Source organism: Maritimibacter fusiformis, assembly GCF_008086115.1.
Classification (GTDB): domain Bacteria; phylum Pseudomonadota; class Alphaproteobacteria; order Rhodobacterales; family Rhodobacteraceae; genus Muriiphilus; species Muriiphilus fusiformis.
The window spans coordinates 125,062-148,870 of the sequence record NZ_VSIY01000009.1 but is presented as its reverse complement, the minus strand read 5'-3'; the positions used below and the strand labels follow the sequence as shown (position 1 = coordinate 148,870).

Below are 23,809 nucleotides of genomic sequence, written 5' to 3'. Positions count from 1 at the left end.
GGGTTCTGTTGGACACCTGCGCCCGGGCGGGTGCGGTGTTTCCGGCAAGGCGAACAGATGATGCCTCACGCCGCCTTGCCTTGGGCAAAGGTCACCAGGTTGCGCCCGGCGGCCTTCGAGGAATAGAGCGCCGCGTCGGCCTCGCGCATCATCGCGCCAAGCGCCTCGCCGGTGCCATCCGGGCCGGCGCAGACCTGCACCCCGATCGACATCGTCACCGGGATCGGGCCATGCCCCTGGCCGGTGCGGAACGGCCGTTCGGCGATCACCCGCCGCAGCCGGTCGGCGGCGATCCGGGCCGAGGCCAGATCGGTGGCCGGCATCGCGATCACGAATTCCTCGCCGCCATAGCGCGCCAGGAGATCGACCTCGCGCACATTGGCGCGCAACCGGCGCGCGGTCTCGGCCAGCACCGCGTCGCCGGTCATGTGGCCATAGCAATCGTTGACCCGCTTGAAGCGGTCGAGGTCGAGCAGCATCAGCGCGAAGGGCTGGCCGCTGGCGCGCGCCTCTTCGGCGATCCGGTTCATCTGGGTCTCGGCATAGCGGCGGTTGTAAAGCCCGGTCAGCGGGTCGATCAGCGCCAGGTTCAGCCGCGCCTCGAGCCCGTCACGAAGCGCATCGGCGCGGCGCTTCTCGTCGATCAGCACCTCCAGCCGCAACGCCAGTTCCTCGGCATCGAAGTTGCCGCCGATCACCGCGTCGGCCCCGATATCGAGCGCCATCGGCAGGGTCGCCGGGTCGTCCGCCGTGTCGATCACCACGATCGCCGCACGCCGCGTCGCCCCGCGCGAGCGCAGGTCGCTGATCAGGCGAAGCCCCGCGCCTGGCGCATCGAGGTCAGCCGCGATCACCACCGCGTCCGGTGCTACCTCGCTGGTCGCGCCCAGCACTTCGCCACGGGTCCGGCAGGTTACATCATGGTCCAGCACCGCGCGCAGGCCACGCATCCAGGCCAGCCCGGTCGCGGGCGTCGGCGCCACCAGCGTCACCCGCCCGGGGCGCAGGAAGCCGGGGCGCGGCTCTGCAAACCCCAGCCCGGCGGCGCTGTCATGGCGGCGGGCCAGGTCCTCATGGGTCGCGCGGCGGCGCAAAAGCGCGCGCACGACCGCCAGAAGCCCCGGGGCGGCATAGGGTTTGGTCAGCACCTCGTCAGCCCCGGCCCTGAGCGCCGCGCGCCGGGTGGCCGCGCAGGGCGCCCCCTCCAGCACGATCACCGGAATCGCGCGCGTCGCCGGATCGGACTTGAGCGCCGCGCAGTGCGTCAGGCTGCCCGCCCCGAGCAACACCAGGTCCGGCCGCGCCTCGCGCGCCATCGCCACCACCGCGCCGGGTGCGGGCGCGATCAGCGTGTCATACCGCGCCTCGCCCAGATCGACCTTGAGACGGATCCGGCCGGTGGCGGTGTCGTCTGCGATGAGGATACGGCCTGCCATGATGCCCTGTGCGGTAGCCAGCGGGTTTTCGCCCGGGATGTTTCGATTTGCATTCGCTTTGGTAAGACTTGCCTGATAATCGTTAACAAAGGGTTTCCGACAGGCAGGGGCAGGGCAGGATGAAGCAGGAATCCGCCGAGACGATTGCGCTCAACGCGCTGGGCTGGCTGGCTGGCAACGACGAGCTTTTGCCTGTGTTCCTCGGCGCGACCGGCGCCACCGAAGACGATTTGCGCAGCCGTGCCGCCGACCCGGCGTTCTTGGGCGCGGTGCTTGATTTCCTGACCATGAACGATGCCTGGGTGGTGGCGTTCTGCGACCAGGCGGGGCTGGACTACGACACGCCGATGGGCGCCCGCCAGGTGCTGCCCGGCGGTGACCAGGTGCATTGGACCTGAGATGCGGGTTGACGGGATCCTGTTCGACAAGGACGGCACGCTGTTCGACTTCGACGCGACCTGGACCGCCTGGGCCGGGGCGCTGATCGACCGTCTGTCGGGCGGCGACATGACCCGCGCGGACCGTATCGCCTCCGTGATGGGCTTTGACCTCGTGTCCCGCCGCTTCCACCCGACATCACCCGCCATCGCCGGCACGCCCGACGAGCTGGCCGCCCGGCTTGCCCCGATCCTCGATGCCTCCGAGCAGCAGGTGGTCGCGATGCTGAACGCCGAGGCGATGTCCGTGCCGCTGGCCGAGGCGGTGCCGCTGGCGCCGCTTCTCGACGGGCTGATCGGGCGCGGGCTGGTCCTGGGCGTCGCCACCAACGATGCCGAGGCCCCGGCGCGCGCGCATCTGGACACGGTCGGGGTGACGGACAGGTTCGCCTTCATCTCCGGCTGCGACAGCGGCCACGGCGCCAAGCCGGCGCCGGGCCAGTGCCTGGCCTTCGCCCGCGCCACCGGCCTTCAGCCTGCGCGTGTGGCGATGGTCGGCGACAGCCGGCATGACCTGATCGCCGGGCGCGCCGCCGGGATGCGCACCGTCGCGGTTCTGACCGGCCCGGCCTCTGCCGACACGCTCGGCCCGCTGGCCGATGTCGTCCTGCCCGATATCGGACACCTGCCGGACTGGCTGGTTCTTTAGTCATTTGGTAACACTTCGGGCCTAGGATCGGTCAGGCACGCCGGGGATTTCGCATGCACGGTTTGATTTACAGGTCGTTCGAGAATTTCATTCGCAACAGCTACGACCCGGCCATCTGGTCCGGGCTGATGACCGTGCTCGACACCGGCTTCGACGGGTTCGAGCCGATGTTTCACTACGACGATGGCCTGATCGGGCGCATCGTCGACCTCGCGGCCGACCGGCTGGGCCAGCGGCCCGAGGATCTGCTCGAGGATTTCGGCACCTACCTGGTGGCCGACCCCAGTGCCGAACGGGTGCGGCGACTGTTGCGCTTTGGCGGGGTCGATTACGAGGATTTCATCCTCTCGCTCGAGGAATTGCACGGGCGCACCCGGCTTGCCGTGCCCGATCTCGACCTGCCCGAGATCGAGGTCGAGGATACCGGCGACGGCGGCTACCGCGTGATCTGCCGGCACAGCCACGAGGGCGCGGTGCATATCCTGCGCGGCCTGCTGCGCGCGCTGGCCGACGACTACGGCGCGCTGGTGCTGATCGAGCCGGGCCAGCCGGGCGACCCGCCGGCCACGCTGCGCCTGCAACTCCTGGAACGCGCCTTCGGCCAGGACCGGGGCTTTGCCCTGGCCCAGCGGGTGTCGGGGTGACCATGGCGGTGCCCAACATCACCCTCGGGCCAGCGGCCCTGAACCGGATGATGCCGATGCACGCGCTGGTCGCGCCCGACGGCACCATCCTGAACGCCGGCCCGACCCTGGCCAAGGTCCATGCCGGCCAATCCCTGCCCGGCCGCGCCTTTTCCGAGGTGTTCGAGCAACGGCGCAGCGCCGCCGGATGCACCGTGCGCCAGCTTTGCACCGCGCCTTCGGGCAAGGTTCACCTGCGCCTGCGCGACCCGGCGCGCACCCCCCTGATCGGGGCGGCCTATTGCCTGGGCGCCGATACCGGCGTCTTGGTCAACCTGTCGTTCGGCATCGCCGTGGTCGATGCGGTGGCCCGGTTCGGCCTGGCCGGATCGGACTTCGCCGCCACCGACCTGACCGTCGAAATGCTCTTTCTGGTAGAGGCGAAATCGGCGGCGATGGCGGAATCGCGCCGCCTGAACGAACGCCTCGACGGCGCCCGCGCCCAGGCTGAGGCTGCGGCGCTGGCCGATACGCTCACCGGCCTTGCCAACCGGCGCGCGCTCGACCGGGCGCTGGCCCGCCTGATCGCGCGCGGGGCGGAATTCACCCTGATGCGGATCGACCTCGACCGCTTCAAGGCGGTCAACGACAGCTTTGGCCACGAGGCGGGCGATGTCGTGCTGGAGGCGGTCGCGCGCCTGCTGGCCGCCGAAACCCGCGATGGCGACATCGCGGCGCGGGTCGGCGGCGATGAATTCGTGCTGGTCTTCGCCGGCTTCACCGACCCCGGGCGCCTCGAAGCGATCGCCGAACGCCTGATCCGCCGGATCGAAGCGCCGGTGCCCTACCGCGACCAGAGCGTTGCGATCTCGGCCTCGGTCGGCCTTGTCGCCTCGTCCCTTTATGATGTGCCCGAAGCCGAACGGATGCTGCGCGACGCCGACGTGGCACTCTACGCCTCCAAGACCGCCGGGCGCGGGCGGGCGACGACCTTCCGCCCGGGTTTTGATGTCACAACCGCGGGGCAGGGGGTGTGAGCGCGCGATAGGGCCGGGGCGCGGGACTGCTGCGCAATGGCTGGGTCACGGGGGTGTTGCGCGACTGCGCACGGACCGCTGTGCTGGTGCCGGACAGCCCCCGGACTCAGGGCAGGACGCGTGGCTGGCTCCGTCCGTAGCGCGGCGATCACCGCGACCGGTTCAACCGGCGCGGGCGAACCGTGCGTCGCGCGTTCCGCTGATGCATAGTCTCCGAAAAGCCCGGCAGCCGCGCCCTGACCCAAAAACCGTGTGACCCGAGAATTCACCCGTTGGCCCGGTGCGCCAGCCCCATCATTCGGCGCAATCCGCGAGCGCCGCCATCGCCCGGCTGCTGCCCAGAAGCGGCAGGCGCAGAGTCGCAAAACCGCTGTCGTCGCTGGCCGAAAGGAACAGGAACATGCCGAACGACAGGTGTCGGGACACGTCCTCGAATGCCCCGAGCGGCGCGCTGAAGCCGCCGCCTTCCACCGCCCCGGCCCCCGGCGTTAGGGCCACGTCGTCGACTCTGGCCGCCAACCCGTTCGCGCCGGGCAAGGCCGTGTCGGCCGCCTCCGGGCGCACAGTCACCCACAACGCGCCGTCGTCGGGCCGGAACTCCAGCTCCACCCCGCGCATCGGCGCGCGTGCGGTGCAGGCGGTCTTGTCGATCTGCCAGAGATCGGCAAAGCGCACCCCGAGCTGGCCCAGCGTCACGCATTGGCGCATCGCCACCTTTTCCTCGGTGCCCCGGGTCACATCCAGCCAGGGCGTCGGCCCGCCCGAGGGATAGGCGTGCAGCCGCATCGTGCCGACCCCGCCGTCGCTATCGGTGCAGGACAACAGCGCGTCGCTTTCGTCGCCGGACTCCGAGAAGCTTTCGACCACGCAGACCTGCCCGCGCGAGTCGAACGGTTGCGCCCTGCGGCTGGTGACCAGCATGGCATCCAGCGGCGGGTCGGCCGCCGGATCAGGCATCGCCTGGTCGAGCGTTTCCGGCGTCTTGATCGCGTCGAGATAGGCCAGGCATTGCGTCAGCGACGGCGCCCAGATGCCCTTGAGAATACGGGCAAGGCGGATGTCCTCGGTGGCGTCCTCCGGGGCGGCCTCGCCGGGGGCCGGGCCGTCCGGTTCGTTGCTGTCCGGCTGCACCTCGTCGGGCTCCGCGTCGTCAGTCTCGCCTTCGTCCGCGCCAGCGTCCGGTGCCTGCGGGTCGGCCTCTGGCACCGGTTCAGGTTCCACCGAAGTCTCGCCTGCCGAATCCTCGGGCATGTCCGTTTCGGCAAGCTCAGTCATGGCCGGTGCCTCCACAGGCGCAGGGTCTGGCTCCTGCGCCGCGGCGGGGTCTGGCGCGGAATCCGCCACCGCGCCCGGCGCCTCGCCCTCCGACGAGTCGCCTGCGCCGGTCGCGACGGGGCTTTCCACGGGTATTTCCGCCGGCGGCGGCAGGGTGATGCGCGCCAATGCCGCCTCGGCCACCGCGACGGGGACAGGCGGTTCGGCGGTGCTGTCCGCGGCCAGCGGATCGGTCTCCGGCGCGGCGTCCGCCTCGACCTCGGCAGGTGCCTCCCCCTCGTCCTCCCCCATCTCGTCCGCCGCCGCTGCGCCGTCATCGCCGGTTGCCGGCGCCGGCTCCGCAGCCGGTTCAGGCGCGTCTGGCAAACCCGTCGCCGGATCTTCGCTCGATGTTTCCTCTTCGAAAACAGGCTCTTGCGTCCCGTCTTCCGCCAGAGGCACCTGTGCGGCCAGCCAGGCGTCGAGCCAGCCCGCCGCCACGGGCTCGCCGTTCAGAACATAGGTCGGGGGACGGTCGAGATAGGTCTCGCCCCGCCAGCCGATCCGCTCCTGCGCCGCCGTCCAGTCGGCGAGGTAGGCAAGCGCATGGTCCCGGTCGAATGCGCAGCCCTCGACCCGTTCCCCGTCCTGCCCGCCCAGCCCGTAGGCCGCCGCGATCAGCGCCTCCAGCGCCTCGGTGCCATTGCCCTGCTCGATGTCCGCAAGCGCGCGCCGGCCCTCGGTCGACATCAGCGCCGCCTCGGTTGCCCCCAGTGCCGGCCCCGCGCAGATCAGCGACAGGTTGGCCCAGATCGTGCTGGTGCGGCCCGAGTAGGTGAAGACATGCGTGATCCGCAGCGCCCCCGCCGCCACCGCCCGCGCCAGCCGGTCCGGGGCCACCGTGCCTTCGGTGGCCAGTTCGGCCCCGTCGCGCACCAGGATCAGATGGTTCGGGGCGGTTTCGGCACCCTCGCCGATGGTGAAGGCGTCACCGACCAGCGCATCGGCTTCAAAGACGAAACCGGGCCGCGTGGTTTCGGCCAGGTCCGCCAGCAACGCGTCGCGCGCCGCACGCAGCGCGTCATCGCCCGGTGCGAGGTCAGCGGCGCGCACATAGGCCGCCAACGCCGCGTTCTTGCGCCCGGCTTGCGCCAGCGCGGCGGCCTCGGCGGCGGCCAGCCCCGGATCATCGGGCCTGAGCGCCCGGGCGCGGGCGAAATCCGCCACGGCCCGGTCGATTTCCCCGGCCCGGCGCAGGGTTTCGGCCCGCTGACCCAAGGCCTCGGCATCCTCCGGGGCCAGCGCCAGCGCCGCATCCAGATCCGCCAGCGCCAGTGACAACCGCCCCATCGAGCGGTGGATCTCGGCCCGCGCAACCAGTGGAGCGACGGCATCGGGAGCGGCCTCGATTGCCGTGTCGAGCGTGCTCAACGCCGCCGGCAGGTCGAGCCGCGCGCGTTCCGCCTCGGCCTCGGCCAGCGACACGGCAAGATCGTGCGGCTGCGATTCCTGCGCCATCAGCGGTCCCGCCAGCGCCACCGCGCCCGCCAGCATGATCGCCCGCATCTTGCCCCTTCGCATGCCGCGTTCCCCGTTGTCTGCCAGGGCACCAGCTTGGCGCAAGCGGCCCGCATGTCAACCGTAGCGCCCGGGGGGTTAACCGGACGTTCAAGGATTCCTGCCAAAGTGGCGGAAAATGGCGCGACTCGGCGCCCGGTGCGGGAGTTTGGGCAATGACGACCTACAGTTATGGCGCGCTCGGTCTGATGCAGGACCCGGTCACCGGCCACTACATCTGGGCCGCGCCCGTCATCGTGGGGCTCAGCGTGCCGGACGCGGTCACCGGCACGAGTTACCAGATCGACACGCTCGATCCGGGCTGGCTGCCGCTGGTCAGTGTCGATTTCGCGGCCATTGGCGTGTCTATCGCGGGCCAGGCCTTCGCGCCCGACACAGCCGGTGTCGAGATCCGGATCGGCAGCATCGCCTGGGGAGCCGGCTCCGTCACCCACCTGATGACGATCTACGATCCGGCCAGCGCGATGACCCTGGTGACGGTGCTGGGCGGCACGCCGCTGCCCGCCTTCTCCAGCCCGTTCGAGGTCGGCCTGTTCTTTCAGACCCAGGTCATCGCAGCCGGTCCCGCCGCCCCCGGCTCCGGTTTCGGCCCCGGTGACGTCGTGCCCTACGGCGCGCTGCCCGGTGTCACCATCAGCCAGGTGGACCACGTGATCGACGGCCCCGGCAACGGTGTGATCGACACCGGCGCTGGCGACGACATAGTGACGGGCAACGGCGGCGATGACCGGATCGACGGCGGCACCGGCAACGACACCCTCGCGGGCGGCCCCGGCGCGGACATCGTGAACGGCCAGGGCGGCGACGACATCCTGGATGGCGGCCCCGGCAATGACAGCCTGTTCGGCTCCTCCGGCAACGACACGCTGACGGGCGGGGCGGGTGATGATGTTCTGAACGGCGGATCGGGTGCCGACAGCCTCGATGGCGGCACCGGGCAGGACCAGGCGTCCTACAAATTCTCACCTTTCGCGGTGCAGATCGACCTCACTGGGGGCACCGCCACGGGCGGCACCGCCACGGGCGATACACTCACCAGCATCGAGGACCTGAAAGGCTCGGCGCACGCAGACACGCTGGCGGGCGACGGCGGCGCCAACCGGCTCTACGGCCTTGACGGCGACGACACGCTCATCGGTCGCGGCGGCGACGATTGGCTGGTGGGCGAGGGGGGCGATGACACCCTGTCGGGCGGTGACGGCGATGACCGCCTCGATGGCGGTGCCGGGGCCGACATCATCGACGGCGGCGCGGGCTCCGACCAGGCAACCTGGCGCGCATCGCCCACCGGAGTCACGGTGAACCTCGCCACCGGCGCGGGCGCAGGGGGCCATGCCGCTGGCGACAGCATCACCGGGATCGAAAACGTCGTGGGCTCGGCCCACGCCGACACGATCACCGGCGACGGGGCCAACAACCGCATCTACGGCCTCGGGGGCGATGACGTGATCCGCGGCGGCGGCGGCACCGACCGTATCGTCTCCGGCGCGGGCAATGACAGCCTGTTCGGCGACGATGGCGACGACTGGCTCGCAGGTGGCCCTGGGGCGGATGCCTTCGACGGTGGTGCGGGCTCCGACATGGTCTCCTACGAAGGCGGCGAGGCCGGCGTTTCCGTCGACCTTGCAGTTGGCACGGCGACGGGCGGCGCGGCGACAGGCGACAGTTTCGTCTCGATCGAGAACCTCGGCGGCACAGACCATGCCGACGCGCTCACCGGAGATGCCGGCGACAACCGGCTCTACGGCTTCGGCGGCGCCGACACGCTCGCGGGCGGCGGCGGCACCGACCGGATGCGGGGCGGGGCCGGTGACGACATCCTCGACGGCGGCACCGGCAACGACTGGCTGTCAGGCGGCAGCGGCGCCGACACGCTCAACGGCGGCGCGGGCACCGACATGGCGGTCTATGAGCGGTCCGCGGCCGGGGTCACCGTCGACCTCGGCACCGGCACGGCATCGGGTGGCGACGCCCAGGGCGACAGCTTCGACTCGATCGAGAACCTGGCCGGCTCGGCCCACGCCGACAGCCTCACCGGCGACGCCGGCGACAATCGGCTGATCGGCGGCGGCGGCGATGATTTCCTCGCGGGTGCGGGCGGCAACGACAAGCTGCTGGGCGGCTCTGGCAACGACTTCCTCTCGGGCGGCGACGGCGACGACTACATGGTCGGCGGCGACGGGGCAGACAGCTTTGACGGCGGCGCCGGCAAAGACCAGGTCAGCTATGCCGGCGAAACCGCAGGTGTCATCATCGACCTCGGCGCCGGCACCGGCGCAGGCGCGGCGGCCGGCGACAGCTTCACCGCGGTCGAAAACCTGCACGGCAGCGACCACGCCGACACCCTGACCGGCGACGCCGGCGACAACCGGCTCTACGGTGCCGGCGGCGACGACATCTTGTCGGGCGGCGGCGGTGTCGACCGCATCTATGGCGGATCGGGCGCCGATATCATTGACGGTGGGGGTGGCAACGACTGGTTCGTCGGCGGCGCCGATGCCGACACCTTCGTCTTCACTCCCGGCTGGGGGGCAGACCGGATCGCCGATTTCGAAAACGGCATCGACAGCATCGACCTCACCGCCACAGGTCTTGCCTATGGCGACCTCTCCATCACCCAATCCGGCGCACATACCCTGATCGACGATACCGCCGGCAACACGATCCTGCTCGAAAACACGCTCGCCACCAATATCGACCCGACCGATTTTCTCTGACCGCCGCCACCCCTGAACACCGCTCAGGCCAGTTCGCCCGGCAATGCCGCAATCAACCCCGCCACCGCCCGCGCCACCGCCGGATCAATGCCCGCACCCTGCGCGAAACTCCTGCCCTCGATCGCGATGATCTCGCAAACCCCCGGCAACAAATCCAACGCCCGCGCCAGCGCGACACCTTCGGCCACCCCGATCCCGTGGCTCGAAACCGACGTCAGAAACCCCGGCAACTGATCGCGATGCACGTCGAACCGATGCAACGTGCCCGGCCTCGCACCGGACAGGCAGGCGTCGACCACGACAACCCGGCCACGCCCCTCGAACGCCGTCACCAGGTCCGCCGCCGCACCATGGCTCTCGATCACGTCGAAACCGCCCGCGCCCGCCAACCCCCGCGCGACCAGCCGCCCCGCCGCATCGTCGCCGGCGAAATCGTTGCCGATCCCGATCAGCAAGGCCCGACCGCCACGGCCTTGCTTCTTTCTGGACCAAATACCTCGGGAGGGGTCCGGGGAGGGCAGCGCCCTCCCCGGCCGGTCGGACGGCGCAAGCCGTTCGAAATCCGTCACATTCTCATCCACGGTCGATCGTCAAATCCAGAAAATGCGTCGCGCACGAGATGCAGGGATCGTAGTTGCGGATCGTCTGTTCGCACAAAAGCTGGATTTCCTCCTCCGGCCGGTCGAGCACATCGGCGATGAAACTCTCGAGATCGGCCTCGATCGATGGCTGGTTCTGGGCGGTCGGCGGCACGATCTGCGCGGTTTCGATCGACCCGTCCCCGGCCAGCGCATACTGATGATAGAGCAGCCCGCGCGGCGCTTCGGTCGCGCCCATGCCGACGCCCGCGCGCGGCACGATGTCGACGCAGGCCGGATCGAATTCCTCGTAGGCCTCGATCAGCCGGATCGCCTCCTCGACCGCGAACAGTGCTTCGACGGCGCGGATGGTGATCGAGCGGTAGGGGTTCAGGCAGCGCGCGTCCAACCCCGCCCGCCGCGCCGCCGCGCGCGCGCGTTCGGACAGCTGATCGTGGCACAGGTTGTAGCGTGCCACCGGCCCGGTCAGATAGGCCTCGCCCGCCGCGGTCCGGCCCTGGAGCGCGTTGGAATGGGCGACGTGGTTCTCGACAAAATGCGCGTTGAACGCCTCCACCCCGATGTCGAGCCCGCGGTTCGACACGATCCGACCCTCATACATCGGATAGTCGGTCTCGTGCTTCAGACTGACCAGGGTGTAGTCGCGTTCCTTGTCGGGAAACGACAGCCCGGCGGTGAAATCCACGAAGGCCTCGGCAAGATCAAGCGCGCGCAGAAGGTCGTCGCGCACCGCCATCAGGTCGGATTTTCGCGGCGCCTTCCACCAGCCGCCGACCTTCACGTTGATCGGATGGATCTCGCGCCCGCCCACCGCCGAGACGATGGAATTGCCGATCTTTTTCAACTCGAGCGCCAGGCGCACTGTGTCGCCGTGGCCGTCGTTCGCCATGTCGATGGCCGAGGCATAGCCAAGGAAATCAGGGGCATGCAGCATCGCCGCGTGCAGCACGTGGCTTTCGATCCACTCGCCGCAATACAGCAGCCGACGCAGGTCGCGGGCCGGTTGGCTGACCTCGACCCCCAGCGCCATTTCCATCGCCTGCACGGCGGACATCTGGTAGGCGACCGGGCAGATGCCGCAGATCCGCGCGGTGATATCCGGCGCCTCGGAATGGTCGCGGCCGCGCAGGAACGCCTCGAAAAAACGCGGCGGCTCGAAGATGCGGAACTCGGTCGCGACGATCCGCCCGTCGCGCACCACCACCTTGAACGCGCCTTCGCCCTCGACCCGCGCCAGCATGTCGACCTTGATCGTGGTCTCAGTCATGCGCCTTTGCCTCCGCGCGGAATGCCGGGGCATTGGTGTTGAAGGTCGAGAAAAGCCGCCCGATGTCGCGCCGCGCCGTGCCGTTCGCGGCCAGCCGGGCCGAGAGCGCTGCGGTGTTGGGCGTTTCCTTGGGGCCGAAACAGCCGTAGCAGCCGCGCGCGAACCCGGGGCAGAGCGCGCCGCAGCCCGCATGGGTCACCGGGCCAAGGCAGGGCTGCCCCCCGGCGACCATAACGCAGACATGACCGGCGAGCTTGCACTCGATGCAGGTCGCATGGGCCGGGGTTTGCGGTGCGCGCCCGGCCAGCGTGGCCGCGACCAGTTCGAGCAACTGGTGTTTCGAGATCGGGCAGCCGCGCAACTCGAAATCGACCGTGACGTGGTCGGAGATCGGCGTCGCGGTGTCCAGCGTCGAGATGTAGTCGGGATGGGCATAGACCGTGGCGATGAATTCGGCGGTGTCGGCCCCGTTCTTGAGCGCCTGGATGCCGCCCGATGTGGCGCAGGCGCCGAGCGTGATCAGGGCGCTGGAGCGGGCGCGGATATCCTGGATCAACTCGGCCTCGTGCGCCGTGGTGACCGAGCCTTCGACGAAGGCGATGTCGTAATGCCCCACGTCGTCCTTGCGGGTGGCCTCGGGGAAATAGGCGATGTCGATGGCGTCCGCGATGGCCAGCAACTCGTCCTCGCAGTCCAGCAGGGACAATTGGCAGCCGTCGCAGGACGAGAATTTGAACACGCCAAGGCGGGGTTTCATGTCACAACTCCTTCACGGCCATGAGCGGTTTCAGCCGCGCCCAGTCGAACACCGGCCCGTCCTTGCACACGAACACCGGGCCAAGCTGGCAATGGCCGCACAGCCCGATGGCGCATTGCATGTTGCGCTCCATCGACAGGAATATGTCCCCGGGCGCGACGCCCGCGTCGGTCAGCCCATTGGCGCCGAACCGCATCATGATTTCCGGGCCGCAGACAAAGGCGGTGGTCGCAGCCGGGTCGAAATCGGCGCCGGCCAGCAGCGAGGTGACGACACCGACATGGCCGTGCCAGGCCTCGGTGGCGCGGTCGACGGTGACCTCGACCCCGATGTCGAGCCGCGAGCGCCACTCGGCCAGTTCGGTGGCGAACAGCATGTCGCGCGGGCTGCGCGCACCGTAAAGCAGCGTGACCTTGCCGTAATCCAGCCGGTTCTCGATCAATTCGTAAAGGATCGGCCGCACCGGGGCGAGGCCGAGGCCGCCTGCGACCACAACCACGTCGCGGCCCAGGGCGCGCTCGACCGGCCAGGGCACGCCGTAGGGGCCGCGCAACCCGATCACCGCGCCCTCGGGCAGGTTTGCCAGCGCCTTCGACACCGGCCCCACGTCGCGTATGGTGTGGACGATCCGGCCCGGGTCGGACACCGGCCCGGAGATCGAGATCGGGATCTCGCCGACGCCGAACACGCTCAGCATGTTGAATTGGCCGGGCGCGAATCCGGACCAGCCCGGCGCCTCGATCTCGAAGGTGACGACATCGGGCAGGTCTTGCCAGCGTCTGGTCACCGTGGCCAGCACCGGCACCATCGGATCGACATGGGGGCCCGGGTCAAGCATCGTAGACATCCAGCATCTGAAGCCGCGTGGCGTGCAGCCGTTCGATCAGGGGCGGCATGAAGCGTTTCATCACCTCGTATCCCAGCGCCGGGTCGCTGTCGCATTTGCCGCGCAGGCAGCCCGCGTCGAAGGCCAGCGCGCGGGTGTCCTCGGCGGCGCGCGCATCGAAGGTCCAGCGGTAGGGCGGCACCAGCCATGACATGCCGACGATGCCGCGCCGCCCGACGGTCTGAAAGGTCATCCGGCCCTGGCCGGGGGCGGCGATCTCGAGCGCCACCAGCCCTTCGCGGATCAGGTAGACCTGGTCGGCCGTCTCGCCCTCGTGAAACAGGTACGTGCCGGGCGCGAAACGCACGTTGCTGGCGCATCTGGTGACGGTGGTCAGGAAATCGGACCCCAGCCCGTGAAACAGCGGGTGGTCCGAGATGATCCGTTCCAGTGTCTCGACGCTCATCGCTCGCCTCCTTCGCCGCGGATCATCGCGGCCTCTTGGGTGATGTCGATCCCGACCGGGCACCAACTGATGCAGCGCCCGCAGCCGGTGCAGCCCAGGGTGTCGAACTGGTCGACCCAGGTGGCCAGCTTGTGCGTCATCCATTGGCGATAGCGCGCCCTGGCCCCGGGCCGAACCGCACCGCCGTGGACATGGCTGAACTCGGTGGTGAAGCAACTGGCCCAGCGTTGTTCGCGCGCCGCGCCGGTGCCGTCCAGGGTGCTGACCTCGTCGAGTGTGGTGCAAAAACAGGTCGGGCAGACCATGGTGCAATTGGCGCAGTTCAGGCACCGGCTGGCGACCTCGTCCCAGCGCGGGTGGTCGGGGTTGGATTTCAACAGGTCCGGCAGCCCGTCGATGTCGAGGTGCCGCTGCTGATCCGCCGCCCGTTCGATCCCCGCCTCGGCCGACGCGAGGTGCATGTCGTCGGCCGGGCGGGTTGGCAGCGCGGCCAGGATGTCCTGCCCGGCCACGCTGCCGGATGACGCAAGGAAGGTCTCGCCCTCAAGCTCGGTCAGAACGATGTCGTAGCCCGCCCCGGCTTCCGGTCTGGTGCCCATCGAGGTGCAGAAACAGGTCGCCGCCGAGCGCGTGCAGTTGACCGCCACCAGGAACAGGTTTTCGCGCCGCGAGCCGTAGCGCGGGTCACGAAACGGGCCGTCGAGGAACACCTTGTCCTGTATGGCGATCGCCGCCAGATCGCAGGGCCGAACCCCCAGAAACGCCCGCCGCGTATCGTCGGGCGGGGGTGCGGTGATCTTCGGTGCCGCACCGGTCTCGACCGACCACAGGGTTTCCTTCGGCGGGTGCAGGATGCGCTTCCACCCCTGCGGCCCGTGGGTGATGCCGAACAGCGCCTCGCCCTCCCGCCGCAGCCGGTATTGCCCGCCCGATTGCTCATCGACCCAGCCACGCGGCAGATCGTCGACGCCGCTGATCGGCTCATGGACGATCGCGCCGTCGCGGCGCACCGGCCCGATCACCTCGCGGCCCTCGGCCGCCAGCGCCGCGATCAGACCCTCCAGCCCGGCCCTGTCCAGCACCACGGGCCGCGTTGACTTGGCCCGGTCCTGTCCGCTCGCGCTCATGAAACCCTCCATCCACGGCAAGGACTGCCGCGTGTCGTCGGGCACAAAAAAACACAGATCAGGCGGCCTGTCTCTGATCGGTGTCAAGGTTTGGGCTTGTCGATTGGCTTAGGGGCGTGCTCACCCCGCCGCGGGCATCCTACACGTCCAACTCGGCCACGAAGCGCGCATTCTCCTGGATATACTGAAAGCGCAATTCCGGCTTCTTGCCCATCAGCCGTTCCACGAGGTCGCCGGTCTCGCCCGGCTCGTCCTCGTCGATCGTGACCCGGATCAGCTTGCGCGTCTCGGGGTTCATCGTGGTGTCCTTGAGGTCTTTCGCGTCCATCTCGCCCAGACCCTTGAAGCGCTGCATCTCGATCTTGCCCTTGCCGCCCAGCCCCTTGGCCATCAGCGTCTCTTTCTCGGCGTCGTCGGCGACATAGACCCGCCGCGCGCCCTGGGTCAGCCGGTAGAGCGGCGGGCAGGCCAGGTAGAGGTGCCCGCGGTCGATCAGGGGCCGCATCTGGGTGAAGAAGAACGTCATCAGTAGCGAGGCGATATGCGCCCCGTCCACATCCGCGTCGGTCATGATGATGACCTTGTCATAGCGCAGGTCGTCGATGTTGAACTTCGTCCCCATTCCGACGCCAAGCGCCTGGCACAGATCGGAAATCTCGGCGTTCGACCCCAGCTTGGACGAGGCCGCACCCAGCACGTTCAGGATCTTGCCACGCAACGGCAGCAGCGCCTGGGTCTTGCGGTCGCGCGCCATCTTGGCCGAACCGCCCGCCGAATCCCCCTCGACGATGAACAACTCGGTGCCGTCGCGGGTCGCCGTCGTGCAGTCGACCAGCTTGCCTGGCAGGCGCAGCTTTTTGGTCGCGGTCTTGCGCGCGGTCTCTTTTTCCTGACGCCGACGCAGCCGTTCCTCCGCGCGCAGGATCAGGAAATCGAGGATCGCGCCCGCCGATTTGCCATCCGCCGCCAGCCAGTGATCGAAATGGTCGCGCACTGCGCCCTCGACCATCTTGGCCGCACTTTCGCTCGACAGCCGGTCCTTGGTCTGGCCCACGAACGAGGGGTCCGCGATAAAGGTCGAGACCAGCGCGCAGCCCCCCGCCATCAGGTCCTCGCGGGTGATTTGGGCGGCCTTCTTGTTGCCGATCAACTCGCCATGCGCCTTGATCCCCTTGAGGATCGCGGCCCAGAACCCGGCAACGTGCGTGCCGCCCTCGGGCGTCGGCACGGTGTTGCAATAGGACTGGATGAAGCCGTCGCGCGACGGTGTCCAGTTGATCGCCCATTCCACATAACCCGGCTCGCCGAATTTCTCGCGGAACTCGACCTTGCCGTGAAAGCCGGTGTCGGAATAGGTCGAGGCGTCGCCGAGGCTTTCCTTGAGGTAGTCCGACAGCCCGCCGGGAAAATGAAACACCGCCTCGGTGGGTGTCTCGCCATCGTCAATCGCCGATTTCCAGCGGATTTCGACGCCCGAGAACAGGTAGGCCTTGGAGCGCGCCAGCGTGAACAGCCGCTTGGGCTTGAAGCGCTGGTGGCCGAAGATCTCGGCATCGGCATGAAACCTCACGACCGAGCCGCGCCGGTTCGGCGCCGCCCCGATCTTTTCGACCGGTCCCAGCGGCTTGCCGCGTGAAAACCGCTGCTCAAAGAGTTCCTTGTTCTTGGCGACCTGCACCACCATCGAATCCGACAGCGCGTTGACCACCGACGAACCGACGCCGTGCAAACCCCCCGAGGTCTGGTAGGCCTTGCCCGAGAACTTGCCGCCCGCATGCAGCGTGCACAGGATCACCTCGAGCGCCGATTTGCCCGGGAACTTCGGATGCGGATCGACCGGGATGCCGCGCCCGTTGTCGCGCACGCTGACCGAATAGTCCTCGTGCAACTCGACCTCGATCCGGTTGGCGTGCCCGGCCACCGCCTCGTCCATCGAGTTGTCGAGGATCTCGGCCACCAGGTGATGCAGCGCGCGTTCATCCGTGCCGCCGATATACATGCCGGGGCGCTGGCGCACCGGCTCAAGCCCTTCGAGCACCTCGATGGACGAAGCGTCATAGATGTCAGGGCTTCCGGAGAGAAGGTCGTTTGCCATGTGCTCGATTCTTGTCGGGTTTTATTTTCCCCGCATTAGACCACCCGAAGGGGCAGGGAGCAACATCTTGTGTCCGGCAGGCGCTCAGTCGAACAAAGCCTCCGGGTAGCCGACCCCGGCCAGATAGAGCCCATCGGGCGGTGAAACCGGCCCGCAGGCCGCCCGGTCGCGCGCCGCCAGCGCCGCCGCCACGTCGCCGGGCGCCCAGGCCCCGGCGCCGACCCGCTCCAGCGTGCCGACGATGCTCCGCACCTGGTTGTGCAAAAAACTGCGCGCCCGAAGGTGAAAGCGAAACTCGGTGCCGCCGGGGTAGTCCAGCACCTCCAGCCGCAACTCGTCCAGCGTCTTGACCGGGCTTGCCGCCTGGCACTGAACCGCGCGAAAGGTGGTGAAATCGTGCCGCCCGACCAGGTGCGCCGCCCCCGCGCGCATTGCCTCGGGGTCGAGATCGCGCGCCACCCGCCAGGCCCGCCCCCGGTCATGCACCAGGGGCGCGCGCCGTGCGATCAGCCGAAACAGATAGCGCCGCTCGATGGCCGAGAACCGCGCGTGAAACGCCTCATCCACCCGCGCGCAGTCCACCACTGCCACCGGCGCGGGCTTGAGGTGATGATTGACCGCCTCGCGCAGCCGGAACGGTTCCCAGTCGCGGGAAAGGTCGCAATGCGCCACCTGTCCCAGCGCGTGAACCCCGGCATCGGTGCGCCCGGCCGCCGCAATCGACGGCACATCCGGTTCCAGACGCGCCAGCGCCGCCTCGATGGCGCCCTGAACCGACGGCTGATCCTTCTGCCGCTGCCACCCGGCAAACGGCCCGCCGTCATATTCGATTTTCAGCGCATAGCGGGGCATGAACGCGCCATAGCGTGACACCGGCACCCCGTCCAGCATCCTTGATCTTGGCACGACCGCCCCCGAACCCCTATGTAGGGCCAAACGAACGGAGAAAATCATTGGGGCTGGGTGACATCGCCGACGGGATCGTGCGCCAGGTCGAGGCGGCGGGCGACAGCCTGCACGAGGCCCTGTTCGAACCGGTCCTGCGGCTCGGCGTCACTGGGCTTTCGCACGCGGGCAAGACCGTGTTCATCACCTCGCTGGTGGCCAACCTGATGGACCGGGGGCGGATGCCGCAGCTTATCGCTGCCGCCGAGGGCCGGATCGAGACCGCGTTCCTGCAACCCCAGCCCGATGTCACCATCCCGCGCTTCGACTTCGAGGCGCATCTGGCCGCGATGACCGGGCCCAAGCCGCGCTGGCCCGACTCGACGCGCGCCATCAGCGAGCTTCGGTTGTCGTTCAAGCTGCGCCGGGGCGGGCTTTTGTCCGGTTACCGCGGCCCGCGCATCGTGCATCTCGACATCGTCGACTACCCCGGTGAATGGCTGCTGGACCTGGCGCTGCTCGACAAGAGCTATGACGACTGGTCGCGCGAGACCCTGGCCCGGATCACGCCGCGCCCGATGGCTGCCGAGTTCCTGTCGCAGGCCGATCATGCCGAGGGTGATGCGCCGTTCGACGAGGCCGATGCCCGAACGCTGGCCGCCGGTTTCACCGCCTACCTGGGGGCGGCGCGCGCGGCGGGCTTTTCCGACTGCACCCCGGGGCGGTTCCTGTTGCCCGGCGAGATGGAGGGCAGCCCGGCCCTGACCTTCGCGCCGATCCCGAAACCCGACCGCATCCCGCGCAAAAGCCTCTGGCGCGAGATGGAACGCCGCTTCGAGGCCTACAAGGCACAAGTCGTCAAACCCTTCTTTCGCGAGCATTTCGCCCGCATCGACCGGCAGGTGGTGCTGGTCGATGTGCTGGGCGCGATCGACGCGGGGCCGGCGGCCTTCGAGGATCTGCGCCGCGCCATGGCCGAGATCCTGTCGGCCTTCCGCCCCGGTCGCAACGCCTTCCTGTCCGAGCTTTTCCTGGGGCGCCGGGTCGAGAAGATCCTGTTCGCCGCGACCAAGGCCGACCATCTGCACCACACCCAGCACCCGCAACTGACCGCGATCATCGAGGCGATGACGCGCGACGCCCGCGACCGGGCGCAATTCGCCGGGGCGGTGACCGGGGCGATGTCGATTGCCGCGCTGCGCACCACCACCGAGGAAACCGTGGACCATGACGGGCGCAAGCTCGACTGCGTGCGCGGCACGCTGATCGACACCGGCAAGTCGGCAGCACTCTACCCCGGGCGGCTGCCCGACGATCCGATGCGCCTGATCGCCCCGGCGCGTGAGGGGGCGGGGCGATGGCTTGACGCCGACTACCGGGTGATGCGCTTTGCCCCCGCGCCCGGCGGGCGGCGGGTGGGCGAGGGGCCGCCTCACATAAGGCTCGACAAGGCCGCCGAATTTCTGATCGGGGACAAGCTGTGATCGCCACGCTTCTGCGCCGCCCGGCCCGGCTGGGCCGTGCCCGCGCCACGGATGCGCCGGCCATCGCCGCGATCCTGTCGGACTGGACCGACGAGACGCAATGGATCGCCCGCATCCACAGCCGCGAGGCCGAACTGGCCTTCGTGCGCGACCTGGTGGCGCGCGGCTGGGTCACGGTGGCCCGGCGCGAGGGGCGGGTGGTCGGCTTTCTGGCGCAAAACGCCGACGAGGTGGTGGCGCTTCACGTGGCCGCAGGCGCGCGTGGGCAGGGTGTCGGGGCGGCGCTTCTGTGCCGGGCCAGGCGGGGCAGGGCGCGGCTTGCGCTCTGGACCTACCAGTTCAACACCCCGGCGCGCGCCTTTTACGAACGGCACGGCTTTGTCGAGGTCGCGCGCACCGGCGGGGCCGGAAACGACGCGAAACTGCCCGATATCCGCTATGAATGGAGGCGGCGGCGATGACCGACCACAAGGACGGCCCGGTCCTGATCGAAACCGACGCCCCCGCGCGCCAGTCGCCCGCCGACGCGCCGCCGGTGCCCGAGCCCGATGCGGGCCTGCCCGAGCCTGCGGCGATGCAGATCGCGGCCCGGCTGGCAGCGCGCAAGCCGTCGCGGCTGGGGCGCTGGTTCTGGGGGCTTCTGCTCACGCTCATGGGCTTTGCCGTGTCGGTCGCAGCCTGGCAATTCGTCACCGATCTTCTGGACCGCAACCCGGTGCTGGGGCTGGTCGCGACCGTTCTGGTGCTGGCCTTCGTTTTTGTGCTTGCGGCGGTCGCATTGCGTGAACTGGCCGCATTTGCGCGTCTCAGGCGCGTCGACCGGCTGCAGGAGGCCGCCGAGGCGGCACTGTCGGCGGACGATCTGAGCGCCGCGCGGGGCGTCCTCACCTCGCTCGACCGGCTCTACCGCAACCGTGACGATCTGCGCTGGGCACGCGAGCGCATTTCCGAGCGTGCGCCCGAGGTGTTCGACGGCGACGGGCTGATCGGGCTGGCCGAGACCGAGTTGATGGTGCCGCTCGACGCCGCCGCCCGGCGCGAGGTCGAGGCCGCCGCGCGCCAGGTTGCCACCGTCACCGCCATCGTGCCGCTGGCGCTGGCCGATGTCGCGGTCGCCCTGACCGCCAACATCCGCATGATCCGCCGCATTGCCGAGATCTACGGCGGTCGCGCCGGAACGCTGGGAAGCTGGCGGCTGACGCGCGCGGTGATGACCCATCTGGTGGCAACCGGCGCAGTGGCGGTGGGCGACGACATGATCGGCTCGCTCGCCGGCGGCTCGGTCCTGTCGAAACTGTCGCGCCGCTTTGGCGAGGGCGTGGTGAACGGCGCGCTGACCGCCCGCGTTGGCGTCGCGGCGATGGAGGTTTGCCGCCCGCTTCCCTTCACGCGCGAAAAGCGCCCCTCGGTCACGCGGCTGGTGCAGCGCGCGCTGGCGGGGCTGTTCGACCGGAGCTGAGGCGCGGCTTTACGCCCGCGCGCCCCGCCGCTATACCCGCGCCCATGGCTTACCGGCTCGCGATCATCATCCGAATTACCGGCCCGGCACTCTGACGAGCTGCCGGGACAAGGCGTATGGACCCCGCGCCGCCCATCCCCTAGAAACCACGCGACCCCTGCCATAGGACACACGAAATGTGCGCCGACACGCCCGACTACAAAGACACGCTGAACCTTCCGAAAACCGATTTCCCGATGCGCGCGGGCCTGCCCAAGCGCGAACCCGACTGGCTGGCCCGGTGGGAGGAGATCGGCGTCTATGACCGGCTGCGCGAAAAGCCGGGCCGCGCGCCCTTCATCCTGCATGACGGCCCGCCTTATGCCAACGGCCACCTGCATATCGGCCACGCGCTGAACAAGATCCTCAAGGACATGATCGTGCGCTCGCAGCAGATGCTGGGGCGCGATGCGCGCTATGTGCCCGGCTGGGATTGCCACGGGTTGCCGATCGAATGGAAGATCGAGGAGCAATACCGCGCCAAGGGGCTGGACAAGGACAAGGTGGATATCGTCGATTTCCGCCAGGAATGCCGCCGTTTCGCCGAGGGCTGGATCGACATCCAGCGCGAGGAATTCAAGCGCCTTGGCGTCACCGGCAACTGGGCCGACCCCTATATCACCATGGATTTCCACGCCGAGGCGGTGATCGCCGAGGAGTTCATGAAATTCCTGATGAACGGCGCGCTCTACCAGGGCTCGAAACCCGTGATGTGGTCGCCGGTTGAAAAGACCGCGCTGGCCGAAGCCGAGGTGGAATACCACGACCACAAGTCGCACACGATCTGGGTGAAGTTCCCGGTGGTGGCCGGCCCCGACGACCTGCGCGGGCTGCCGGTGGTGATCTGGACCACGACCCCCTGGACGATCCCGCAAAACCGCGCGATCTGCTTCAACCCCGACATCGCCTATGGCCTGTGGGAAGTGACCGAAGCCGCCGCCGACAACTGGGCCCGTCCCGGCGACAAGCTGATCATCGCTGACAAGCTGGCCGACGACATCTTTGCCGCCGCGCGGGTCGAGGGCTATGCCCGCCTGCGCGCGGTCACGGCGGATGAGCTGTCGGCGATGACCTGCGCCCATCCGTTGCGCGGGGCCGCCGACAACGGCGAATGGGACTACGACGTGCCGCTTCTGCCCGGCGATCACGTCACCGACGACGCCGGCACCGGCTTTGTCCACACCGCACCCAGCCACGGCGACGACGACTACCAGATCGGCCTGAAGTTCGGCCTGCCGATGACGCATAACGTGCTCGAAGACGGCTCGTTCCGCGCCGATCTGCCGCTCTTTGGCGGCGAGGTGATCGTCAAGCCCAACGGCAAGGAAGGCGGGGCGAATGCCGCCGTGATCGACGCGCTGGCGGGTGTTGGCGCGCTGGTTGCGCGCGGGCGGCTGACGCACAGCTACCCGCATTCCTGGCGGTCCAAGGCGCCGCTCATCTTCCGCAACACGCCGCAATGGTTCGTGGGTATCGACCGCGAGCTTGGCGACGGCATGGACGAGCATGGCAAGACCATCCGCAGCCGCGCGCTGACCTCGATTGACAAGCTGGTGCAATGGACGCCGCAAAGCGGGCGCAACCGGCTTTATTCGATGATCGAGGCGCGGCCCGACTGGGTGCTCTCGCGCCAGCGCGCCTGGGGCGTGCCGCTGACCTGTTTCGTGAAGAAGGACGTGCTGCCCACCGACCCGGAATTCCTGCTGAAAGACCCGGCGGTCAACGCCCGCATCGTCGAGACCTTCGAGGCCGAGGGCGCGGATGCCTGGTATGCGCCGGGCGCCAAGGCGCGTTTTCTCGGCCCCGACCACGACCCCGAGGCGTATGTGCAGGTGTTCGACGTGCTCGACGTGTGGTTCGATTCAGGCTCCACCCACGCCTTCGTGCTGCGCGACCGCCCGGACGGGGCGCCGGACGGGATCGCCGACCTCTATCTCGAAGGCACCGACCAGCATCGCGGGTGGTTTCATTCCTCGATGCTGCAAGCCTGCGGCACCAAGGGCCGCGCGCCCTATCGCGGGGTGGTGACGCACGGCTTCACGCTCGACGAGAAGGGCATGAAAATGTCCAAGTCGCTCGGCAATACCATCGTGCCCGAAACCGTGGTCAAGCAATACGGCGCCGATATCCTGCGCCTGTGGGTGGCGCAGTCCGACTATACCAACGACCAGCGGATCGGGCCGGAAATCCTGAAAGGCACTGCCGACAGCTATCGCCGGCTGCGCAACACCATGCGGTTCCTGCTCGGCAACCTGGTCGATTTCTCGGACGCCGAAAAGGTCGACCCCGCCGAGATGCCGGAACTGGAACGCTGGGTGCTGCACCGGCTGGCCGAGCTTGACCAGGTGGTGCGCAAGGGGTTCGAGGCCTACGATTTCCAGGGCGTGTTCCAGGCGGTGTTCAACTTCGCCACGGTCGACCTGTCGAGCCTCTATTTCGACATCCGCAAGGACGCGCTCTATTGCGACGGGCCGGACGCGCCGACTCGCCGCGCCGCGCGCACCGTGCTCGACATCCTGTTCCACCGGCTGACCACATGGCTGGCCCCGGTCCTCGTGTTCACCATGGAAGAGGTCTGGCTGGAACGCTTCCCGGGGGCGCAAAGCTCGGTCCACCTGGTCGACATTCCCGACACGCCCGCCGACTGGCTGGACGTGCCGCTGGCGGCGAAATGGGCCGGCATCAGGCGCGCGCGCCGGGTGGTGACGGCGGCGCTCGAAGTGGCCCGGCGCGACAAGGTGATCGGCGCCTCGCTCGAGGCCGCGCCGGTCGTGCATGTCGCCGACCCGGACCTGGCGCGGGCGCTGAACTCGGTCGATTTCGAGGATATCTGCATCACCTCGGCGGTGGTCGTGACCACCGACCCGATGCCCAACGAGGCCTTTCGCCTGCCCGAGATCGAGGGCATCGGCGTCGTGTTCGAAACCGCCGAGGGCGAGAAATGCCAGCGTTGCTGGAAAATCCTGCCCGACGTGGGCGCGCATCCGCATCCGGGCACCTGCGCGCGCTGCGACGACGCGTTGGGGTGAACGCGCGGTTGAACGCGCCTGGCCCGGCCCCTGACAGGGCCGTGC

At 68.9% G+C, this 23,809-nt stretch carries 19 protein-coding genes; 9 read left to right on the top strand and 10 right to left on the bottom strand.

Going from position 1 to position 23,809, the window contains the following annotated elements; genetic code table 11:
- Positions 1-65 precede the first annotated feature (65 nt).
- On the bottom strand, positions 66-1,436 hold the full coding sequence (locus FVF75_RS11310) for a diguanylate cyclase (protein WP_148378087.1): 1,371 nt from the start codon (positions 1,434-1,436) through the stop codon (positions 66-68).
- A gap of 119 nt (positions 1,437-1,555) precedes the next feature.
- Here FVF75_RS11310 and FVF75_RS11305 point away from each other — a divergent pair, with 119 nt between their 5' ends.
- From FVF75_RS11305 to FVF75_RS11290, 4 genes are read left to right on the top strand one after another with little or no spacing between them, the layout of a single operon-like run.
- Entirely contained in the window at positions 1,556-1,834 is a 279-nt protein-coding gene (locus tag FVF75_RS11305; RefSeq protein ID WP_148378086.1) for a DUF3572 domain-containing protein, read from the top strand.
- 1 nt (position 1,835) lies between these two features.
- Complete coding sequence (locus FVF75_RS11300; protein ID WP_148378085.1) at positions 1,836-2,522, top strand: HAD family hydrolase; 687 nt, start codon at positions 1,836-1,838, stop codon at positions 2,520-2,522.
- Positions 2,523-2,575: 53 nt separating this feature from the next.
- Entirely contained in the window at positions 2,576-3,166 is a 591-nt protein-coding gene (locus FVF75_RS11295; RefSeq protein WP_148378084.1) for a heme NO-binding domain-containing protein, read from the top strand.
- A 2-nt stretch (positions 3,167-3,168) separates the two neighbouring features.
- Entirely contained in the window at positions 3,169-4,182 is a 1,014-nt protein-coding gene (locus FVF75_RS11290; RefSeq protein WP_148378083.1) for a GGDEF domain-containing protein, read from the top strand.
- A gap of 294 nt (positions 4,183-4,476) precedes the next feature.
- Here FVF75_RS11290 and FVF75_RS11285 read toward each other — a convergent pair whose 3' ends face one another.
- On the bottom strand, positions 4,477-7,017 hold the full coding sequence (locus FVF75_RS11285; RefSeq protein WP_148378082.1) for a tetratricopeptide repeat protein: 2,541 nt from the start codon (positions 7,015-7,017) through the stop codon (positions 4,477-4,479).
- Between the two features lie 152 nt (positions 7,018-7,169).
- Between FVF75_RS11285 and FVF75_RS11280 the strand changes: the two genes are divergently transcribed.
- Positions 7,170-9,731: a calcium-binding protein gene (locus tag FVF75_RS11280; RefSeq protein ID WP_148378081.1), complete on the top strand. Its 2,562-nt coding sequence runs from the start codon at positions 7,170-7,172 to the stop codon at positions 9,729-9,731.
- Positions 9,732-9,754: 23 nt separating this feature from the next.
- Here FVF75_RS11280 and FVF75_RS11275 read toward each other — a convergent pair whose 3' ends face one another.
- From FVF75_RS11275 to truA, 8 genes are all read right to left on the bottom strand, one after another.
- Entirely contained in the window at positions 9,755-10,186 is a 432-nt protein-coding gene (locus tag FVF75_RS11275; protein WP_187393050.1) for a hydrogenase maturation protease, read from the bottom strand.
- A gap of 118 nt (positions 10,187-10,304) precedes the next feature.
- Positions 10,305-11,597 (bottom strand): Ni/Fe hydrogenase subunit alpha, encoded by a 1,293-nt coding sequence (locus tag FVF75_RS11270; RefSeq protein WP_148378079.1) that lies wholly within the window; start codon positions 11,595-11,597, stop codon positions 10,305-10,307.
- Positions 11,590-12,354: an NADH-quinone oxidoreductase subunit B family protein gene (locus FVF75_RS11265; protein ID WP_148378078.1), complete on the bottom strand. Its 765-nt coding sequence runs from the start codon at positions 12,352-12,354 to the stop codon at positions 11,590-11,592. Before FVF75_RS11265 ends, FVF75_RS11270 begins: the two co-directional genes overlap by 8 nt.
- A gap of 1 nt (position 12,355) precedes the next feature.
- Positions 12,356-13,192 (bottom strand): FAD/NAD(P)-binding protein, encoded by an 837-nt coding sequence (locus FVF75_RS11260; protein WP_222861221.1) that lies wholly within the window; start codon positions 13,190-13,192, stop codon positions 12,356-12,358.
- On the bottom strand, positions 13,185-13,646 hold the full coding sequence (locus FVF75_RS11255) for a cyclic nucleotide-binding domain-containing protein (RefSeq protein ID WP_148378076.1): 462 nt from the start codon (positions 13,644-13,646) through the stop codon (positions 13,185-13,187). Before FVF75_RS11255 ends, FVF75_RS11260 begins: the two co-directional genes overlap by 8 nt.
- Positions 13,643-14,773, bottom strand: coding sequence for a 4Fe-4S dicluster domain-containing protein (locus tag FVF75_RS11250; protein WP_148378075.1), 1,131 nt, complete (start codon positions 14,771-14,773; stop codon positions 13,643-13,645). The genes FVF75_RS11255 and FVF75_RS11250 overlap by 4 nt, the downstream gene beginning before the upstream one ends.
- Positions 14,774-14,912: 139 nt before the next feature.
- Complete coding sequence (gene parE, locus FVF75_RS11245) at positions 14,913-16,868, bottom strand: DNA topoisomerase IV subunit B (RefSeq protein ID WP_148378074.1); 1,956 nt, start codon at positions 16,866-16,868, stop codon at positions 14,913-14,915.
- 84 nt (positions 16,869-16,952) lie between these two features.
- Positions 16,953-17,720 carry a tRNA pseudouridine(38-40) synthase TruA gene (gene truA / locus FVF75_RS11240; RefSeq protein ID WP_148378228.1) on the bottom strand — a complete coding sequence of 256 codons (768 nt, stop codon included), beginning with the start codon at positions 17,718-17,720 and terminating at the stop codon, positions 16,953-16,955.
- Between the two features lie 101 nt (positions 17,721-17,821).
- On the opposite strand from truA, the gene FVF75_RS11235 reads away from it, so the two are divergent.
- From FVF75_RS11235 to ileS, 4 genes are all read left to right on the top strand, one after another.
- A complete protein-coding gene (locus FVF75_RS11235) occupies positions 17,822-19,237 on the top strand; it encodes a YcjX family GTP-binding protein (RefSeq protein WP_148378073.1) in 1,416 nt (471 codons plus the stop codon).
- Complete coding sequence (locus FVF75_RS11230) at positions 19,234-19,698, top strand: GNAT family N-acetyltransferase (RefSeq protein ID WP_246138065.1); 465 nt, start codon at positions 19,234-19,236, stop codon at positions 19,696-19,698. Before FVF75_RS11235 ends, FVF75_RS11230 begins: the two co-directional genes overlap by 4 nt.
- Positions 19,695-20,696, top strand: a complete 1,002-nt coding sequence (locus FVF75_RS11225) for a YcjF family protein (protein ID WP_148378072.1) — start codon at positions 19,695-19,697, stop codon at positions 20,694-20,696. The genes FVF75_RS11230 and FVF75_RS11225 overlap by 4 nt, the downstream gene beginning before the upstream one ends.
- A 176-nt stretch (positions 20,697-20,872) precedes the next feature.
- Complete coding sequence (gene ileS, locus FVF75_RS11220) at positions 20,873-23,764, top strand: isoleucine--tRNA ligase (protein WP_148378071.1); 2,892 nt, start codon at positions 20,873-20,875, stop codon at positions 23,762-23,764.
- Positions 23,765-23,809: the final 45 nt, after the last annotated feature.